The organism is Acidovorax sp. JMULE5, assembly GCF_013376875.1.
GTDB classification, from domain to species: domain Bacteria; phylum Pseudomonadota; class Gammaproteobacteria; order Burkholderiales; family Burkholderiaceae_C; genus Acidovorax; species Acidovorax facilis.
Map to the genome: position 1 here is coordinate 2,662,269 of NZ_CP035951.1, position 16,274 is coordinate 2,678,542.

Sequence of the window (16,274 nt, forward strand, 5' to 3'; positions counted from 1 at the left end):
GTACACGCCCGACCGGGCACACCCGCCACGTATCATCCCCGTCATGCTTGCCAAGTTGATGAGTTTCCTTCTGCTGGGGATCGTGCGGTTTCTGACCGGTTCCCAGGCCCGCTGGTACGGCTGCCCGCCCAAGGCCGAGCAGCGCATTTATTTCGCCAACCACCAGAGCCACGCCGACATGGTGCTGATCTGGGCGGCGCTGCCCGAGGAGCTGCGCAGCATCACGCGGCCCATTGCCGCCAAGGACTACTGGACCAAGACGCCGTTCCGCCAGTGGATCACCACCGCCGTGTTCAACGCCGTGTATGTAGACCGTCAGGCCACGCCTGCGCGGCCCCCGGCTCCCCTGGCGGCGGAGCCGGTGGGCGTGCTGGAGGCCCTTGCCACCGCCGCCAGCGACGCGGACACCGCCATGGCGGGCGGCCCCGATCCGTCGCCCGAAGCCCCGCCCCGCGCGCCCACCCCCGAGGAGCTGCGCGCAGCCCTGCCCGAGTCCGACCCGCTGGCCCCGCTGGTGCGTGCGCTGGAGAGCGGAGACTCCATCGTGATCTTTCCCGAAGGCACGCGCGGCCATGGCGACGAGCCGCAGCCGTTCAAGTCGGGCCTGTTCAAGCTGGCGCAAATGTTCCCGCAGGTGGTGCTGGTGCCCGCCTGGATCAACAACGTGCAGCGCGTGATGCCCAAGGGCGAAGTGGTGCCAGTGCCCATCCTGTGCTCAGTGACTTTTGGAGAGCCCGTTCAGCTGGAAGCAGGTGAAGAGCGTCGCCCGTTCCTCGACCGGGCACGCCGTGCAGTCATCGCGCTAAGGGAAGTCTGAACATGAACAACTTCCTCCGCAATTTGACTGCCACCCAGCAGGTCGGTGCCCTGTTCCTGGTGATGTTTGGCATCCTGTCCGTCGTCACCATCTGGGCCTTCGTACGCAATCTGCGTGAACACGCCAGCGACGACCCTGAGTCCGAAGCCCGCATTCTCGAAGCCAAGCGTTTCTGGGGGCTGCTCAAAACATCCTGGATGATGGCTTCCGTCTTCTGGATTGGCTGGGTGCTGGGCGACACGGTAGCCACCGTGCTGTTTGCCATCGTGGGGTTTTTTGCGCTGCGCGAGTTCATCACTCTGTCGCCCACACGGCGTGGCGACCACCGCAGCCTGGTGCTGGCGTTTTTTGTGGTGCTGCCGCTGCAGTTCTGGATCGTGGGCAGCAAGCACTTCGACCTGTTCACGGTGTTCATCCCCGTCTACGTGTTCCTGGCCTTGCCTGTGGTGAGTGCGCTGGCCAACGACCCGCAGCGTTTTCTGGAGCGCAACGCCAAGCTGCAGTGGGGCATCATGGTGTGCGTGTACGGCATGAGCCACGTGCCCGCGCTGCTGCTGCTGGACTTTCCGGGCTACCGCGACAAGGGCGCGTTTCTGGTGTTTTTCCTGGTGTTTGTGGTGCAGACCTGCATGCTGGTGCAGCACCTGCTGGGGCGGCGCTTTCCGCACAAGCCCGTGGCGCCGCAGGTGAGCCAGAGTTTTCAGTGGACGAGCTGGCTGGCCGGTGTGGCGGCCGGGGGGCTGGCCGGCGGGCTGCTCACGTTCATCACCCCATTCAAGCCCGGCCAGGCGCTCGGTATGGCGCTGCTGGCTTGCGTGGCGGGCAGCCTGGGGCACCTGGTGATGAAGGCCCTGAAGCGCGACCGGGGGATCACCAGCTGGGGCATGCAGGGCATGTCGGTCACCGGTGCGGGTGGCCTGCTCGACCGCGTGGACGCGCTGTGTTTTGCGGCGCCGGTGTTTTTCCATTCGGTGCGCTGGTACTTCGGTCTGTAAATGAACCGACCCAGAAGTTTTCAAGAAAATTGGCACCTAGCGCTTTACCAACAAGCGATAGCAGCTATCAAATAGTGAGCAAATGCGCATCTTAGGCATCGACCCCGGCCTGCAGACCACCGGATTTGGCGTGGTAGACATGGACGGCCACAAGCTCAGCTACGTGGCCAGCGGCACCATCCGCACCACCACGCTGGCGCTCGGCGATCTGCCCGGGCGCCTGAAGATCCTGTTCGACGGCATCACCGAAGTGGCAGCGCGCTACGAGCCCGATGTGGCCTCGGTCGAGATCGTGTTCGTCAACGTCAACCCCCAGTCCACCCTGCTGCTGGGCCAGGCACGGGGCGCCTGCATCACGGCCCTGGTGGCGAGCAATTTGCCGGTGGCCGAATACACCGCGCTGCAGATGAAAAAAGCCGTGGTCGGCCACGGCCGCGCCGCCAAGAGCCAGGTGCAGGAGATGGTGCGGCGCCTGCTCAGCCTGCCCGGCGTGCCAGGCACCGACGCGGCCGATGGCCTGGGCATGGCCATCACGCATGCGCATGCGGGTGCTGCCATGGGGCGGCTGGGCGAAGCCGCCACGCTGAACCGGCGCCAGCATGCGATGTACAAGGGTGGGCGGAGTTACTGACCCCAGGCGAGCCAAAACACCGCCGCGCGGAGGGACCCGTACGGCTGCGGGGATGTCGAAATGAGCGGACAAAAAAATACCGCGCCCGAAGACGCGGTACTGCCCCACCAGGCTTTAGCAACAGCGAAAGGTCAGGCCACCTGCGTCTTCATCCGGTCCGCCCGCTCCTTGGGTGACGGATGGGTAGACAAAAAGCTGGTCGAATCCCCGCCCGACATGGCGGCGAGTTTTTCCAGCGCAGTGACGCAAGCGGCGGGCTGGTATCGCTTGGCCTTCATGAAGCCCATGGCGTAGTCGTCAGCCTCGCGCTCGTTGCTTTGCGAATGCTGTGCGCGCACCACTTTCTCGAACAGGTCACCCAGCTGCGAGCTGGCAATGGCACCGGCCTTGCCGTTGCTCGACGCCACGGCATTGCGCAGCGCGCTGGTGCGCAGGGCGGTCTGGATGCGGGCCTTGGTGTGGCCGGCCTTGACGTGGCCGATCTCGTGGCCGATCACATAGCGCACTTCATCGTCGGTGAACTTGTCCATCAAACCCGAATACACCCGGATGGTGCCGTTGGCCATGGCAAAGGCGTTGATCTCGGGCGTGAGGTAGACCTTGAAGTTCATCTTGAGGCCGTCGTGGGTGCCCAGGCCCGAGGTGAGCTTCGTGAGGCGCTTGGCATAGGGGTTTCCTGCCGGGGCCACTTGGTTCTGGCTGTCCATCTCGGCGGACATCTGGTCGAACGTGCTCTTGAGTTCCTCGTCCGACAGGCTCTCGGACTTGGCCAGGTCCTTGCCTGCGTCCAGCATCTTGCCCAGGTCAAACTGCGCCCACACGGGCGATACGGCGCTCACGCCGGAAGCCAGGGTTACGAGCGTCAACAATTTACGGCGGTCCATGGGGGTTCCCTCTCTGACGTGGTCAGCTTCTTGATTGGTCTTGAATCGATGGGTCGATTGTGTTTTTGCGCAACCAACTGCAAGCAATGGTTGGCGCGCGCCGAAGGATAGCCACGCCAATGGCGTTTCTCGCTGGCCGCCGTGTCTTCAGATGTAAGAACTGTGTGCCGATGCTGGCGGACGGGCCGAAACGGGGATGGGGGCAGGGCGAGGTTGCGGCGCCAGAATTCTTCGCAGAATTCAGACAAAAAGGGCCTTAGCGCTTGTGTATCAAGCGTTTTAAGCTATCAACAACAGAGCATCTATTCCCACAGTGCCGACTGGCCCTGGCCGTGCCTGTGTATACCGCGCCCCAAGGTATCAGCGCCCCAGGCCCCGCTTGAGTTCCTTGAGCAGCAACAGCACCTGGTTGGACGCGTGGCGGCAGCTGCTGTTGAGCAGTTGCACGGCCTTTTGCTGCTCGCCCGCCTGGAACGCAGTCACCACATCGGCCGCCTGCTGGTGAAAGTACTTGTGCCGGGCCACCAGCATGTCGAACGCCGGGAAATGCCCCAGCCGCACGCGCCCCGTGCCATACAGCCAGCGGCCCAGGTCACAGCGGTCGTCCTGGCAGATGCGTTCGGGCCGCATCATTTCCTGCGAGCGGCCATTGACCATGTCCTGCAGCTGCAGGCGCCAGCGTTCATGGCTGGCAATGGCCGCGTCGATATCGATTTCGGTCATGAGCATGGAGGCGTACTCGGCGTCCAGCACCAATTCGCTGCCGTTGTCTTCCATGGCCCAGGTGGTGTCAGGGCTGGTGGGATCTTGCTCCCGGATCTTGAACAGACGACTGAAAAAACCCATGCTTGGTCCCTGTGGAGGCACCCCGTCCGCCAGCACCAGGAATGGTCCTGCCGGAAATGCCTTGAAACATTCTGTGGGGGGCGCGCGGTTTTGGCTACCAAAAAATGACCTCTTGGTAAAAACCGTGCGCGTCAACCCTTCTGGCCCTGCCAGCTCTGCCCCGGTAGCCAGCAGCAATGTGGCCAGGGCCAGACAATGCACGGATGACTTCCACTGCTCAACGCCCCGCCCTGTCCATGCTCGACCTCGTCGCCGTCCGGGAGGGCGGGACCGTAGCCGATGCGCTGCAGATTGCCCTGCGCACCGCGCAACATGCTGAAAAGCTGGGTTTTGCCCGTTACTGGCTGGCAGAGCACCACAACATGGCGGGCATTGCCAGCTCAGCCACCGCCGTGCTGGTGGGCCATATTGCCGGCGGTACCTCGCGCATCCGTGTGGGTTCTGGCGGCGTGATGCTGCCCAACCACGCGCCTCTGGTAGTGGCCGAGGCCTTTGGCACCCTGGCCGAGCTGTACCCGGGCCGCATCGACCTGGGACTGGGCCGCGCGCCGGGCACGGACCCCACCACCATGCGCGCACTGCGCCGCAGCCGGGTAGAGACAGCCGATGATTTTCCGCAGGACGTGGCAGAGTTGCAGCGCCTGCTGGCCCCGGCCGAACCAGGTCAGCGCCTGATTGCCATGCCCGGTGCGGGTACCAACGTGCCGATCTGGCTACTGGGCTCCAGCCTGTTTTCGGCGCAACTGGCGGCGGAGCGCGGGCTGCCATATGCCTTTGCCTCGCACTTTGCCCCGCGCCTGCTGCACCAGGCCATTGACCTGTACCGCAACCTGTACCGGCCGTCCGCCGCCTGGCCCCAGCCCTATGTGGTGATCGGGGTGCCGCTGATCGCCGCGCCCACGGATGAAGAAGCGGAGTTTCTGGCCAGCAGCACCTACCAGCGGGTGCTGGGCATTCTGACCGGCGACCGGCGCCGCCTGCTGCCACCCGTTGAGAACTACGCCGTGCGTCTGCAGCCCCAGGAGCGCGCTGCGATTGGCGACTTTCTGGCCGCTGCCGTGATCGGCGGGCCGGATACGGTGCGCGCGGGCCTTGCACAGCTCACCGAAGCCACCGGGGCCAATGAGCTGATGCTGGTGAGCGATGTCTACGACCCAGCCCTGCGCCTGCGCTCGCTGGATATTGCGGCACAGGCCCACGCCGAAGCGTGGGAAACCTGCCAAGCCCCTTGAGGAGGGCTGGGGAAGGGCTTAGCTCTTTTGCCCGGTGTAAACGAAAGTCTCTGCCTTGCTCGCACTCTGCCCCATGATCAAGATCGCTTGGGTGGTGTCGTTGTACAGAACAACGTGTTGAACAACCACGCCATCGCCCACGGGGCAGGAGGCCCCACTGAAGGTGAGCGGCAGATCAAACACATTCCGGCCGCTGGCGCGTGGCACCACGGTGCCGCGAACGGAGCAGCCCGGGTAGGAGGGAATCGACACCAAGCCACCGGTGGAAATGGAAAGCGATACGGAGGACTCGCGAACCTGATTGCCAATACCCGTGCCTGTATACGTACCCAGCAACTCGCTCACGACAGCAGGCTGCTCGTAGAGCACGCCATAGGTACCGGTGAACTTCACGCCCTTGGAATCCGTGACCTGCACCGAATCCCGCACCGCGTACTTGCCGCTATAGCTGACCGCCACCGTCGTCCGGCTGGCAAGGTTTGCCTCATCCACCACATTGAGATAGCGCCCGGTGCCAGAGACAACATCTGGGCCCGACGTCTGAACGGCGCCTTGCGATATGCCCACCACGGCGCCCACTGCATCGGTCAGGATGCTCCAGGATTCGCCGTTCTCCAGCACCACGCCCTGCACATTCAGAGGGTCGGTGGTCGCCCCGGTCCACAGGCCTTCCACGCCGGTGACCACGGTCGCAGGGGGCTTTGGCGCGGGTGGCGCCACATCATCCCCGCCTCCGCCGCAAGCAGATAACACCAAAGCGGCAACCAGTCCTCCCAGGGCAGTCGTCTTATTCACTTTCTTCTCCTTTGTGAGTCAAATCTGGTGGGCTGCGCCATGGCGCGTCCCCAACTGCCGCATCTTAAGCGCAGGCACCGCAAGCGGCACAGGGCAAAATAGCATGCGGTGGCGTGCCGTCTCACCCACGCCACATCTGGTTCGAGGATAACTTCACCAGAGGCAGCCACCCTTTCCAGCCATCCAGTTTCGATGGCTCCAACGCCGCGCCGGTGTTTTATCGCGCCAGGTAGCCGCCATCCACCGGGTAATACGCCCCAGTCACAAACGACGCCTTGCTGGACGCCAGCCAGGTCACCAGCTCGGCCACCTCTTCAGGTTGCCCCAGGCGGCCGATGGGGTGGGCGCCCACCAGCATCGCGTTGATGCCAGCGTCCTGCTCCAGCCCGCTGATCATGGGCGTATGGATAAAGGCAGGCCCGACGGCATTGATGCGCACGCCATGGGCGCTGTATTCAATGGCCGCCGCCTTGGTCAACCCCACCACACCATGTTTGGCAGCGGTGTAGGCCGGGGCGGTGGCAAAACCCACCGACCCCAGGATGGATGCCATGTTGATGATGGAGCCGCCGCCGTTCTTGAGCATGGCTGCGATCTGGTACTTCATGCCGTAAAACACGCCGGAGAGGTTGATGTTGATGACCTGGGCCCAGCCATCCAGGGGGTAATCGGCCGTGGCCGCCTGCGGGCCGCCGATGCCCGCGTTGTTGCAGGCGATGTCCAGCCGGCCGTAGTGGGCCACGGTGCGGTTCACCAGCGCTTCGCAGTCCTGGGGCTTGCCCACATCAGCAGCCACAAAAGTGGCATCACCCCCGGCTGCGCGTACCAGCGCCGCCGTTTCCTCGCCCGCCTGCACATTCACATCCGACACCACCACCTTGGCGCCCTCGCGCGCCCACACCAGCGCAATGGCACGCCCAATGCCCGACGATGCCCCGGTGACCAACGCAACCTTGTTCTTCAACATGAAAGACTCCTTGTTCATTCAGAACACCTGCAACCCGATGCCACAGATCGCTTTTCATTCTGCGCGCCCAATGCGTCAGCGCCTTGACCAGGGTCATCCCGCTGGCAGGGGTACTGGCCCTCAGCCATGGACCTTAGGTACCGGCTACCATCAGGGGCTGCAAGGTATTCGCCCGTATCTGTCTGTTGTGTGACCGCCTGATTTCCACGCCACCGCCTTACCGCCCGCACCCGCATGCCTGCTTTTTCCTTTGAAGCCCTGGACGCCCAGGGCCAGACCCGCAAGGGCCTCATGGAGGCCGACACCGCCAAGGCCGCGCGCAGCCTGCTGCGAGCCCAGGCCCTGGTGCCCCTGGCGGTAGAGCTGGTGCAGACCGGCCAGTCGCTGGATGGCAGCTCGGCCAGCCTGGGCCAGCGCCTGTTCACGCGGCCCGTGTTCAGCGCTACGGGCCTGTCGATCTGGACGCGGCAGATTGCCGGGCTAGTGTCTTCCGGCCTGCCGCTGGAGCGCGCCCTCACAGCACTGTCTGAAGAAGCCGACGACGAACGCCAGCGCCACCTGGTGGCCGCACTGCGCGCTGAGGTCAATGCCGGGGCCACGTTTGCGCGCGCCCTGTCGCAGCACCCGCGCGAGTTTTCCGATATCTACTGCGCCGTGATCGGCGCGGGCGAGCACAGCGGCAACCTGGGCCTGGTGCTGGAACGCCTGGCCGACGACCTGGAAGAACGCCAGGCGCTCAAGGCCAAGCTGGTGGGCGCTGCGCTGTACCCCGCCATCGTGACCATCGTCGCCATCGTGATCGTGCTCTTCCTCGTGGGCTACGTGGTGCCCCAGGTGGCCAGCGTGTTTGCGGGCACCAAGCGGGCACTGCCGTTCCTGACCGTGGCCATGCTGGGCATCAGCGCTTTTGTGCGCAGCTATGGCTGGATGATGCTGATTGCTTCTGTTTTGATAGCTTTTGGCACACGCTGGGCGCTGACCATCGGGCATGTTCGCGAAAAATTCGATGCCGCCTGGCTCACCCTGCCGCTGGTGGGCAAGCTGGCGCGCGGCTACAACGCGGCGCGTTTTGCGGGCACCTTGGCCATGCTGGCGGGTGCGGGCGTACCCATCCTCAAGGCGCTGCAGGCCGCCGCCGAAACACTGAACAACCGCGCCCTGCGCGCCGATGCACTCGAAGCGCTGGTGCTGGTGCGCGAAGGTGCGCCCCTGGCCTCGGCGCTGGCGCAGAAAAAGCGCTTCCCCGGCCTGCTGTCCATGTTTGCGCGCCTGGGCGAGCAGACGGGGCAACTGCCGGTGATGCTGCAGCGCGCCGCCAGGCAGCTTTCCACCGAGGTCCAGCGCCGCGCCATGGCGCTGGCAACCATCCTGGAGCCTTTGCTCATCGTGGGCATGGGCCTGATCGTGATGCTGATCGTGCTGGCCGTGCTGCTGCCCATCATCCAGCTCAACCAGTTCGTGAAGTGACTCTATGGCCGTGACCCTGGACGACAAGCTGGTGGTGGCGATCTCTTCGCGCGCACTGTTCAATTTTGAAGAAGAGAACCAAATCTTCGACCCGCTGGACCCACGCCCTTACATGGAGCTGCAGCAGGAACGGCTGCATGTGCCCGCAAAGCCTGGCGTAGCTTTTCCCCTGGTGAACAAGCTGCTGGCGTTCAACACGCCACAAGCGAGGCCCGTAGAGGTCGTCATCCTCTCGCGCAACGACCCTGTCAGCGCGCTGCGCATCTTCCACTCTGCCCACAATGCGGGCCTGCCCTTGGAGCGAGGCGTGTTTACCCAAGGGCGCGATCCGTTCAAATACCTGCGCCCACTGGGCGCCCACCTATTCCTGTCCGCCAACGAGAAGGATGTGAGTGAAGCGCTGGCACTCGGCTTTCCGGCTGCGCGCGTGCTCACTGACTCAGCGGCTGCAGGCTCCAACTACCCCAAAGAGTTGCGCATTGCATTTGACGGGGATGCCGTTTTGTTTTCAGACGAAGCAGAGCGTGTCTACCAAACCGAAGGCCTCGCCGCTTTCCAGACGCACGAGATCAGCAAAGCGGCGCTGCCCCTGTCGGGGGGGCCGTTTAAACCGCTGCTGGCAGCGTTGCACCAGCTACAGCAGCAGGCCGACGTGTCAGGCATGCGACTGCGCACCGCGCTCGTCACCGCCCGCAGCGCACCCGCACATGAGCGCGCCATCAATACACTGATGAAATGGAACCTGGCGGTGGATGAGGCCATGTTTCTCGGGGGGCTGGAAAAAGGCCCTTTTCTCCGCGAATTCGAACCCGATTTTTTCTTCGACGATCAGACAGGCCATGCCACTTCGGCGGCCCGCCATGTGCCTGCCGGGCATGTGAACAGCGGCATCTCCAACCCCCTGCGCCCCACCGCCGGTTAAGCGCGGCTCACGACCGGGGCCGAGCACGGGCCTGTGTTCGTTCCTTCGAAAAGTTTTGCAAACCCCGGCAACTCCCGGTGAAAGCTGCAAGCCTTGGGTTGCATTCCGCCCACGCACGCCCAACTGTGCCAACATCGTTGCAAGTCCACAGAAGGAGCCTGTTTTGCGCATCAGATTTTCCCTGGCCGCCTGCGTGATGAGCACCCTGGCGACAGCCTTGGGCACCACTGCGCTGGCCATGCCCCCTGCAACTGCGTCGGCACCGCCTGCACCCGCTGCCAGCACCCCCGCAGAATCCCAGGCAGCCCTGACCAAAGGCGAGATCAAGGCCATGCGCGAGTTCAAGATGCTGGACTTCAATGGGGACGGCAAGCTCAGCCGCACCGAGGTCAAGCTCTTTCCCCGCCTGGCCGCCGCGTTCGACGATGCGGACACGGACAAGGATGGCTATGTGTCGTACGAGGAAGTGCGGGCCTTTGCCGCCAAGTACCGCGCGGAGCGGGATCAGCAGCGGGCGGCCCAGGCAGCGGCTCCCGCTTCATCGCCCCGGCCTTGAGGCCAGAATGGGGGGGGAATTGAATGAAATAAGGCTCTAGCGCTTATCAGGAATGCGCAAGCAGCTATAATTTTAGGAGCAAATCCTCACAAACCGCCAGTGCGCTTGATCTTGGGGTCCGAGTAGGTCAGCGGCTCGTTCTTGACCTGCTGGGCCATGCGCTCCTGCAGGGTCATCTTGTTGATGTCCTGCGCCACCTCCACCGCACTGCCACTGGCCCGCCACATCGACTGGATCAGCTCCAGCAGTTGTTTGTAGATCGGCTCCTTGGGGGGCTCGGGCGGTTCTTCCACGGTGTCTTTTTTCTTGACCTCGGTCCAGTCCCGGTTTGCTACATCGGGCGCGGACGGCTTGTCGGGCTCGCGCACGATGGCGCCCTCGCCCAGCCGGTCCATGGATTCGACAGGGTTGGACGCATTGATAGGCCGCACAGGCGGCGCGCCAGAGGCGCCAGTGGAATACAAATCAGCGCCCTGAGGACGCCAACTCGGCGATCGGTCGACAGGTGGCATTTGCATGGCAGTGGCCCCAATGGTTGATGAATAGATACGCTCGAAGTGCAGAGGCTTTTTCGCCGTCTTCGTAATCTATTACGGCAAAAAGAAGGGGAAATTTAGGTCTTTTTCACCGATTGGCTCAAATTTAGGGTTTTCCCTAATCTTTGTCACCCTTTTGGGAGCGTGCGGGGGCCGGATCGGCTCACAGCCGACCGATTGCACTCATTCCCGCACCGGGTCTGGAGCTACTGGCTTGTGGGGGAGCGGGCACGGCAGGGCTTGGCACTGCCGTTGTGCCTTGCCGGTGGAGACACCGGGATGACCCCGTACAGGGTCAGATCAGAGAAAGCGTTCCAGCAGCCGGCGCGAATGCCGGTCCAGCGCCGTGGTGTCCTTGACACGGAACTGCACGCCGTCGCCCCCGGCAATCAGCAAGCGGGTACGGCCGCCCAGGCGGCGGATGTCTTCCTCGGCCTTGAGGACGAGGCTGGCGGGGCCTCGGTCCGTCTCCACCTGCCAGGTGCTGGGGGTGGAGAAGCTCGACACTGCGATGATTCTTTCGATAGTGGGCACAAACTCTCGCACTTCCAGCTCTTCCTCGATGAGCTGGCGAGCGGGGGCTGGCAGCTGGTCCAGCCGGTCGATCCACAACAGTTCGTGGCCGTCAGAGCCGATCAGCGAGAGCCCTTCGGCGGGTGCCGCGATGGGGAAGGCCCGCACAGGCGTGACGCCCTCGTGGGCCGTGCCGTCGGCCAGGGTCAGAACCAGCCGACCGTGTGGATTGCGCGCCAATGTGAACGTGGCGGAGGCGGTGGACGGCGATTGCGGGAAGGAAGGAGTGTTCATGGCGGTTTCCTGCAGTGCAGTCATCACGGGTTGCCCGCAGGGTGGGCAGGGTGCAGCAGGCTGCTGTCGATGATGACGCCCGCCGCCTGCGCATCTTCTTCAGCACGGCGCGCCTGGGCTTCGTACAGCCGCCAGTAGGCGCCCTGCTTTTCCATGAGTTCGTCGTGGGGACCCACTTCCACCACCTCGCCCCGGTCCATCACCACCAGCCGGTCGGCCTTGCGCAGGGTGGACAGGCGGTGGGCAATGGCGATGGTGGTGCGCCCCTGCACCAGGTTGTCGAGAGCCTTCTGGATTTCCTTCTCGGTCTCGGTGTCCACAGCCGAGGTGGCCTCGTCCAGGATCAGGATGCGCGGGTCGATCAGCAACGCGCGGGCAATGGAAATGCGCTGGCGCTCGCCGCCCGAGAGGCCCTGGCCGCGCTCACCCACGAGTGAGTCGTAGCCATGGGGCAAGCGCAGGATGAATTCATGGGCGTGCGCAGCACGGGCCGCCGCCACGATCTCCTCGCGCGTGGCCTCGGGCTTGCCGTAGGCGATGTTCTCGGCAATGGTGCCGAAGAACAGGAAAGGCTCCTGCAGCACTAGGCCGATGTGGCGGCGGTAGTCGGCCACAGCAAAACGGCGGATGTCGATGCCGTCGACCTGGATGGAGCCATCGCTCACGTCATAAAAACGGCTGATCAGGTTGACCAGCGTGCTCTTGCCCGAGCCGCTGTGGCCGACCAGGCCAATCATCTCGCCGGGGCGAATATCCAGATCCAACCCCTTGATGACAGCGCGGCTGCCGTAGCGAAAGCCTACGCCCTGCATGGTGATCGCGCCCTTCACCTTGTCCACCTTCACGGGTTGGGCCGGGTCGGGCACGTTGCTCACGTGGTCCAGGATGTCGAAGATGCGCTTGGCACCGGCGGCTGCCTTTTGCGTGACCGACACAATGCGGCTCATCGAATCCAGCCGCCCGTAGAACCGGCCGATGTAGGCGATAAAGGCCGTGAGCACACCCACCGTGATCTGGTTGCGCGACACCAGCCAGATGCCAAAGCCCCACACCACCAGCAAGCCAATTTCCGTGAGCAGCGACACCGTGGGCGTGAACAGGCTCCAGGTCTTGTTGAGCTTGTCGTTGACTTCCAGGTTGTGCTGGTTGGCGTCGCGAAAACGCTGGGCCTCGCGCTTTTCCTGGGCAAAGGCCTTGACCACGCGGATGCCGGGGATGGTGTCGGCCAGCACGTTGGTCACTTCGGACCACACGCGGTCGATCTTTTCAAACCCGGTGCGCAAGCGGTCGCGCACGGTGTGGATCATCCAACCGATGAACGGCAGCGGCACCAGCGTGACCAGCGCCAGCCATGGGTTGATGGAGAACAGAATGGCCGCCGTCATCATGATCATGAGCACGTCGGTCACAAAATCCAGGGCGTGGAGGGACAGGAAGACGTTGATACGGTCTGTCTCGGAGCCAATCCGCGCCATGAGGTCACCCGTGCGCTTGCCGCCAAAGTAGTCCAGTGACAAGCGCAGCAGGTGCTCGTAGGTGGTGGTGCGCAGGTCGGCGCCGATGCGCTCGGACACCAGCGCCAATATATAAGTGCGCGCCCAGGAGAGGCCCCAGGCGGCCAGCGCCGACAGCAGAAGGCCGCTCAGGTACAGCAGCACCAGGCCGGGTTCGATCTGCTTGCCGTTCTGGAACGGGATCAGGATGTCATCCATCAGCGGGATGGTCAGATACGGCGGCACCAGGGTGGCGGCGGTGGACGCCAGCGTCAGCGCAAAACCGGCGGCCAGTTGCTTGCGGTAGGGTCGGGCAAAGCGCCACAGGCGCAGCAGCACCCAGGTGGAAGTTTGGGGCGGCTGGGCGCGGGCGCAGGCCGGGCATTCTTCGGTGTCGGGCGGCAGGGGCGTGTGGCAGGTGGGACAGGCGGGTTCGTCGGCCTCATCCTCGGCGCCGTTGTCACCCCGGGCGCTTTGCTGCTCAAAACGCTGCAGCAGACGCAGGGCCTGGGCGTGGTGCGCCAGGGTAAAGCGCCACAGCGCCAAGCGCTCGCGAGGGCTGTGCAGCTCCAGCGAGCCCACACCGCCGTGGTCCTGCAGCTTGAGCGTCAGGCCATCGCCCAGGGGCCAGCTGCGCCAGGCCGTGGTGCCCGCATCACAGGCCAGCAGCCGTTCAGACGTCACCACCACCCAGCCTGCCGCAAAGCGCAGCGCCGTGCTCAGGTCAACCTGAAGCGCTGCCAGTACGTTTTCTTTGGAAGCGAGCATGGCCCGCAAATCGGCCCCCAAAGGGCCAGAAAAGACACCCGAGGCGTCCACAGAATGGTGATGTTGCATTTTTGGTTGGGTTTTCCGCCCCCGGCTGCCTGCGGTGACCGATCTCGCGAAAGCGCGAATTCTCCCCGATACTGCATGCCACGGTGCGACGGCATCCTCATTTAACGCCTCTGACGCTCATTTGGCTGACACTGCGCGCAGCCCCAGGACTGGAGCACAATCCTCGTCCACAAAAGTTTCCTTTCACAGTTTCTTCCTCTCCCGCATAGCCCATAGCCCTTACCCGGCCGGACCAACTCACCCGCTGCAATCCATGGCGAAACTCAACGACATCCAACTGCTTCGCATCAACTACCTGCGCGGCCCCAATATCTGGACCTACCGGCCTGTACTGGAAGTCTGGCTGGACCTGGGCGAGCTGGAGGACTACCCCTCCAACCTGCTGCCCGGTTTCAACGACCGACTTACCGCCTGGCTGCCCGCACTGATCGAACACCACTGCGGCGTGGGCGAACGCGGTGGTTTCCTGCAGCGCCTGCAGGAAGGCACCTGGTGTGGCCATGTGCTGGAGCACATCGTGATCGAGTTGCTCAACCTGTCGGGCATGCCCACCGGTTTTGGCCAGACCCGCAGCACCAGCCAGCGCGGCGTATACCGCATGGTGTTCCGGGCGCGCGACGAGAGCGTGGCGCGCGTGGCACTGGCCCAGGGCCACGCGCTCATCATGGCCGCCATCAACGACGAGCCGTTCGACGTGGCCGCCGCCGTGGCGCGCGTGCGCACCGAGGTGGACGACCAGTACCTTGGCCCCAGCACGGCCTGCATCGTCACCGCCGCCACCGACCGGGGCATTCCCCACATCCGCCTGAACGACGGCAACCTGGTGCAGCTGGGTTACGGCGCCAGTCAGCGCCGCATCTGGACGGCCGAGACCGAGTTCACCAGCGCCATCGCCGAAGGCATCGCCAGCGACAAGGACCTGACCAAGAGTCTGCTCAAGTCCTGCGGCGTGCCCATCCCCGAGGGCCAGGTGGTCAACAGCCCCGAGGAAGCCTGGGAAGCCGCCCAGGACATCGGCCTGCCTGTGGTGGTCAAGCCCTCTGATGGCAACCACGGTCGGGGTGTCACGCTGGATCTGCACAAGCAGGCAGACATCGAGGCCGCCTACCACGTGGCCTACCCCGAGGGCAGCGACGTCATGGTCGAGAGCTTCATCCCCGGCGACGAGCACCGCCTGCTGGTGGTGGGCGGCAAAGTGGTCGCAGCGGCACGTGGTGAGGTGGTCACCATCACCGGCAACGGCCGCTCCACCGTCAAGGAGCTGATCGACACCCAGCTCAACTCCGACCCGCGCCGTGGCTACGAAGAAGAGTACCCGCTCGAAATCATCGACCTGGCCACTGACACCAAGGTGCAACTCGAACTCAAGCGCCAGGACCTGGGCGCCGACTCGGTGCCCGCCGCAGGCCGCCAGGTGGTGGTGCAGCGCAACGGCAACGTGGCGGTGGACTGCACGGACGACGTACACCCCGAGGTGGCCTACATCGCCCAGCTCGCCGCCAAGGTGGTGGGCCTGGACATCGCCGGTATCGACATGGTGGCCAAGGACATCTCCAAGCCCCTGCACTCCCAGGGCGGCGCGATTGTCGAAGTCAACGCAGGCCCAGGCCTGCTGATGCACCTGAAGCCCGCCGTGGGTGCACCGCGCCCTGTGGGCCAGGCCATTGCAGAGCATCTGTTCCCGTCGGAAGACGATGCGGGCCAGGCAGGCCGCATTCCGCTGGTGGGCGTGGCGGGCACGCGTGGCACGTCAACCATCGCGCGGGTCGTGGCCTGGCTGCTGCACCTGAGCGGCCACCACACGGGCCTGGCCTGTCGCGAAGGGCTGTTCCTGGACCGCCGCTGCGTCGAATCGACCGATTGCGCGCACTGGGAAGCCGCCCACCGCCTGCTGATGAACAAGACCGTGCAGGCCGCCGTGATCGAAAGCGACGCGCGCACCATCCTGCGCGACGGCCTGGCCTACGACCGCTGCCAGGTGGGTGTGGTCACCGACATGGACGGCGTGGAAACGCTGGCCGAATTCGACGTGCACGAACAGGACCAGATGACCAAGGTGATGCGCACCCAGGTGGACGTGGTGCTGTCGGAAGGCGCAGCGGTGCTCAACGCCGCCATCCCGCAAGTGGCCGACCTGGCGCCGCTGTCAGATGGCGCTGTGGTGCTGTATGCCCAGGACGCCACCCTGCCCGTCATCGTGGAACACCGCGCCAAGGACAACGGCCGCGCCGTGGTTGTGAAGAACGGCCGCGTGGTGCTGGCCACGGGCAGTGCAGAACATGTGCTCGGTTCGCTGGCAGACCTGACCTTTGGCCGCAATGCCGTGGCGCCCGACACCGACGCCCTGCTGGCGGCCATCGGCACGGCCTGGGCGCTGAACATTGCCCCCGACCTCATCGGCGCCGGCATCAAGACCTTTGAGCCCGAACTGGTCCCCACCGCCGCACTGCGGTCGTGATGGCACCTCGCGCATTTGCTTTTGTTGTTTA

The 16,274-nt window shown here is 64.4% G+C and carries 15 protein-coding genes; 8 read left to right on the plus strand and 7 right to left on the minus strand.

Annotated elements, in window-relative coordinates; all coding sequences use genetic code 11:
- Positions 1-43: 43 nt before the first annotated feature.
- From EXV95_RS11950 to ruvC, 3 genes are all read left to right on the plus strand, one after another.
- Positions 44-817 carry a 1-acyl-sn-glycerol-3-phosphate acyltransferase gene (locus EXV95_RS11950; RefSeq protein ID WP_121508584.1) on the plus strand — a complete coding sequence of 258 codons (774 nt, stop codon included), beginning with the start codon at positions 44-46 and terminating at the stop codon, positions 815-817.
- 2 nt (positions 818-819) lie between these two features.
- A complete protein-coding gene (locus tag EXV95_RS11955) occupies positions 820-1,812 on the plus strand; it encodes a phosphatidate cytidylyltransferase (RefSeq protein WP_055395967.1) in 993 nt (330 codons plus the stop codon).
- A gap of 82 nt (positions 1,813-1,894) precedes the next feature.
- A complete protein-coding gene (ruvC, locus tag EXV95_RS11960) occupies positions 1,895-2,443 on the plus strand; it encodes a crossover junction endodeoxyribonuclease RuvC (RefSeq protein ID WP_055395965.1) in 549 nt (182 codons plus the stop codon).
- Positions 2,444-2,574: 131 nt separating this feature from the next.
- Here the strand turns inward: ruvC and EXV95_RS11965 are convergent, their stop codons facing one another.
- A complete protein-coding gene (locus EXV95_RS11965) occupies positions 2,575-3,327 on the minus strand; it encodes a M48 family metallopeptidase (protein WP_176887008.1) in 753 nt (250 codons plus the stop codon).
- 360 nt (positions 3,328-3,687) lie between these two features.
- A complete protein-coding gene (locus tag EXV95_RS11970; RefSeq protein WP_176887009.1) occupies positions 3,688-4,173 on the minus strand; it encodes a CZB domain-containing protein in 486 nt (161 codons plus the stop codon).
- A gap of 203 nt (positions 4,174-4,376) precedes the next feature.
- On the opposite strand from EXV95_RS11970, the gene EXV95_RS11975 reads away from it, so the two are divergent.
- Positions 4,377-5,405: an LLM class flavin-dependent oxidoreductase gene (locus EXV95_RS11975; protein ID WP_176887010.1), complete on the plus strand. Its 1,029-nt coding sequence runs from the start codon at positions 4,377-4,379 to the stop codon at positions 5,403-5,405.
- 18 nt (positions 5,406-5,423) lie between these two features.
- On the opposite strand, the gene EXV95_RS11980 is transcribed toward EXV95_RS11975, so the two are convergent.
- Together EXV95_RS11980 and EXV95_RS11985 are read right to left on the minus strand one after the other, a co-directional pair.
- Positions 5,424-6,200 (minus strand): hypothetical protein, encoded by a 777-nt coding sequence (locus EXV95_RS11980; RefSeq protein ID WP_176887011.1) that lies wholly within the window; start codon positions 6,198-6,200, stop codon positions 5,424-5,426.
- A 217-nt stretch (positions 6,201-6,417) separates the two neighbouring features.
- Positions 6,418-7,167, minus strand: a complete 750-nt coding sequence (locus EXV95_RS11985) for an SDR family NAD(P)-dependent oxidoreductase (RefSeq protein WP_176887012.1) — start codon at positions 7,165-7,167, stop codon at positions 6,418-6,420.
- A gap of 234 nt (positions 7,168-7,401) precedes the next feature.
- Between EXV95_RS11985 and gspF the strand changes: the two genes are divergently transcribed.
- From gspF to EXV95_RS12000, 3 genes are all read left to right on the plus strand, one after another.
- Positions 7,402-8,634, plus strand: a complete 1,233-nt coding sequence (gspF, locus tag EXV95_RS11990) for a type II secretion system inner membrane protein GspF (RefSeq protein WP_176887013.1) — start codon at positions 7,402-7,404, stop codon at positions 8,632-8,634.
- A 4-nt stretch (positions 8,635-8,638) separates the two neighbouring features.
- The gene (locus tag EXV95_RS11995; RefSeq protein ID WP_176887014.1) at positions 8,639-9,556 is read left to right on the plus strand and encodes a 5'-nucleotidase; all 918 of its coding nucleotides are present in this window, start codon (positions 8,639-8,641) and stop codon (positions 9,554-9,556) included.
- 163 nt (positions 9,557-9,719) lie between these two features.
- Positions 9,720-10,112 (plus strand): EF-hand domain-containing protein, encoded by a 393-nt coding sequence (locus EXV95_RS12000; protein WP_370460251.1) that lies wholly within the window; start codon positions 9,720-9,722, stop codon positions 10,110-10,112.
- An 86-nt stretch (positions 10,113-10,198) separates the two neighbouring features.
- Here the strand turns inward: EXV95_RS12000 and EXV95_RS12005 are convergent, their stop codons facing one another.
- The 3 genes from EXV95_RS12005 to EXV95_RS12015 form a co-directional block, all read right to left on the minus strand.
- The gene (locus tag EXV95_RS12005; RefSeq protein ID WP_029414343.1) at positions 10,199-10,630 is read right to left on the minus strand and encodes a hypothetical protein; all 432 of its coding nucleotides are present in this window, start codon (positions 10,628-10,630) and stop codon (positions 10,199-10,201) included.
- A gap of 318 nt (positions 10,631-10,948) precedes the next feature.
- On the minus strand, positions 10,949-11,455 hold the full coding sequence (locus EXV95_RS12010) for a DUF1854 domain-containing protein (protein ID WP_176887015.1): 507 nt from the start codon (positions 11,453-11,455) through the stop codon (positions 10,949-10,951).
- A 23-nt stretch (positions 11,456-11,478) separates the two neighbouring features.
- Entirely contained in the window at positions 11,479-13,785 is a 2,307-nt protein-coding gene (locus EXV95_RS12015; RefSeq protein ID WP_176887016.1) for an ABC transporter ATP-binding protein, read from the minus strand.
- Between the two features lie 253 nt (positions 13,786-14,038).
- Between EXV95_RS12015 and cphA the strand changes: the two genes are divergently transcribed.
- On the plus strand, positions 14,039-16,243 hold the full coding sequence (gene cphA, locus EXV95_RS12020) for a cyanophycin synthetase (RefSeq protein ID WP_176887017.1): 2,205 nt from the start codon (positions 14,039-14,041) through the stop codon (positions 16,241-16,243).
- Positions 16,244-16,274 lie beyond the last annotated feature (31 nt).